The organism is Streptococcus sp. HMSC034B05, from assembly GCF_001809055.1.
Taxonomy (GTDB): domain Bacteria; phylum Bacillota; class Bacilli; order Lactobacillales; family Streptococcaceae; genus Streptococcus; species Streptococcus constellatus.
The window spans coordinates 1-510 of the sequence record NZ_KV795615.1 but is presented as its reverse complement, the minus strand read 5'-3'; the positions used below and the strand labels follow the sequence as shown (position 1 = coordinate 510).

Annotated in this window: 1 pseudogene; it reads left to right on the top strand. The window is 46.7% G+C overall.

The annotated features are described in order from the left end of the window. Positions 1-510: pseudogene (locus tag HMPREF2542_RS06370) on the top strand (collagen-like protein); the annotation flags it as partial.

Here is a 510-nt window from a genome sequence, read left to right as displayed (position 1 = left end):
AGGGAGATAAAGGTGATCCCGGCAAAGATGGAAATAACGGAGCCCCAGGCGCTAAAGGTGACAAGGGAGATAAAGGTGATCCCGGCAAAGATGGAAAGAACGGAGCCCCGGGTCAGGCTGGGAAATCTGCATTTGAACTTTGGAAAGAATATGTAGGAAAGCCTAGCGCTACTTTAGAAGATTTCTTTAAAGCTTTGAAAGGTGATCCCGGCAAAGATGGAAAGAACGGAGCCCCAGGTGCTAAAGGTGACAAGGGCGACAAAGGTGATAAAGGTGATGCTGGTAAGTCAGCTTATGACATCTGGAAAGAATTGCCAGGTAATGCCAATAAGACACCTGACGATTATGTGAAGTCCCTCAAAGGAGATAAGGGCGATAAAGGTGATGCTGGTAAAGATGGTAAGTCCGCTTATGACATCTGGAAAGAACAACCAGGCAATGGCAACAAGACCCCAGAAGATTTCGTGAAGAGTCTGAAAGGTGACAAGGGTGACAAAGGTGATAAAGGTG